Source organism: Paenibacillus sp. 01L418, assembly GCF_056400045.1.
Window position 1 is genome coordinate 1 of sequence record NZ_JBFTSN010000746.1, and the last position, 1,358, is coordinate 1,358.

Consider the following 1,358-nt stretch of genomic DNA (forward strand, 5'->3'; position numbering starts at 1 on the left):
TTTATATCCAGATGACTTCCAAAGATTCAAAGCACCAGGGTTGCCGTCGCCAACCGTTTTTATGTTTTTCTTGCGAATTAGACCAAGCCAATACGAAAACATAAGAGATCCCGATAGAAATGAACCCGCAATCCATAATATGATCATAGGTCCCTCTTGCCCCCTACCCGGATGTGCCTGCCTTTCCAGCTTACATGCCCTAGAATAAGCACCTGATACATGGAATAAAGCATAACAATGATAAAAAATAACGAAGCAAAAACATGGAGCAGCGGAATAACGATCCCAAAAGCGCCTACATACTTCGTGAAGTAAAATAATTGAAACATATAGACAAAATAACCGATTAAGAGAGGCAAAGCCCATGAAGTATTCGCAAATATAAACACCGTTTCCGATAGAAGCAGTCCTACCACCCAAATAGCTATCGGGATAATCGTCCAYGGACTAAGCGTCGAAGTGCTTAATACCGCCCCTTTGCTAAATCCTTCAATTTCGCTTTGAATGCCTTGCGGATACATGCGGAAAGAAACCAAGCCATATCCGATAAAATTAGTGACTGGTACCCCTGCTGCCATAAATTTGGAGCCTAGAAACAAATCGTCCAGCACTTCAGCTTTTACGCTTTCGTGGCCATTGATTTTTTCGTAATCCTCCCTTAAAGCAACAATGCAGGAGCCATAGAGCCCTTTCATCCGGTTTTTCTTTTCAAAGACCGATGTAAACGCAAATATCCCAAGCACATTCATAATCAAAGCAAGCTTCTCATATAGCTTCTCGGTGTGATGAAAAGGAACAACTGAAATCACACCCTTCGATCGCTCCCTAGCCTTTATTAATGAAGCCAAGGCGTTAGGCGCCAGTCTTATATCCGCATCTAAAAATACAAACATATCACCAGAGGCATGCAAATATCCATTCCATACCGCCCAGTTCTTACCTGTCCAGCCTTTAGGGAGGCTGCTATTTGAAATAACATTCACCCCATAGCCTTCAGCAATTTCTTTGGTTCGATCATCGGAATAATCATCTACCACAATAATTTCAAAGGGTTGAAGCGTTTGCGACTTAAGGGATTCAAGCAAATGTGGTAAATTACATTCTTCATTTCTAGCTGGAATAATAATGGACAGTTTCCGCACGCTCTGATCTGTCTGATTAGTGACGGTCATAGTATTTTTTCTGAACAGAAAAAAACCAGAGAGACATCCGACTAGCATTAGAATGAGCATCCACATTTTCTAATCCCCCCTCATGTATTTATGTATATGAAGGGGCCGTCTGTATTATTTTAGTTTCATTGATTCCTCCATCCATATGGGATCGGTACATTTTGCACGATGGCTTGATTGATAAGC

2 protein-coding genes are annotated in these 1,358 nt (G+C 41.4%); both read right to left on the reverse strand.

What is annotated here, in order from left to right; all coding sequences use genetic code 11:
• On the reverse strand, nucleotides 1-147 hold a 147-nt coding region (locus AC1DSE_RS35295), incomplete at its 3' end, for a glycerol-3-phosphate acyltransferase (protein ID WP_477529125.1).
• Nucleotides 144-1,238, reverse strand: coding sequence for a glycosyltransferase family 2 protein (locus AC1DSE_RS35300; RefSeq protein ID WP_477512160.1), 1,095 nt, complete (start codon nucleotides 1,236-1,238; stop codon nucleotides 144-146). The genes AC1DSE_RS35295 and AC1DSE_RS35300, both read right to left, overlap by 4 nt.
• Between the last annotated feature and the right edge of the window lie 120 nt (nucleotides 1,239-1,358).